Here is a 230-nt window from a genome sequence, read left to right as displayed (position 1 = left end):
AACGAACTTTAAAAGCCTTTATAGCATGTTCAGATACTGTACCCTCGAATACAGAAGATAAGTGGTATAAAGAATTAATTGTGGTTGGGACAAAAGAATGTTCTGTTAGCTTTAGACAAAGTCCAAAAGGAGAATGGGTGAGAGTTACACTTACATTTAATTCGCCTATTCTTAGAAGTGAATCAATTTTTTCTAATGTATTTATTAAAGCTATTAATTTAAAGACAGAT

General features: G+C 30.9%; 1 protein-coding gene. It reads left to right on the top strand.

The window, feature by feature from the left end; all coding sequences use genetic code 11:
- Nucleotides 1-230 (top strand): hypothetical protein (locus tag J7604_RS26005; RefSeq protein ID WP_293903234.1); only part of this gene is annotated, 230 nt, incomplete at both ends.

The sequence above is a fragment of the Sporocytophaga sp. genome (genome assembly GCF_017745095.1).
Lineage (GTDB): Bacteria > Bacteroidota > Bacteroidia > Cytophagales > Cytophagaceae > Sporocytophaga.
The sequence above is the reverse complement of the archived record's forward strand: the minus strand, read 5'-3'. Positions and strand labels throughout refer to the sequence as shown.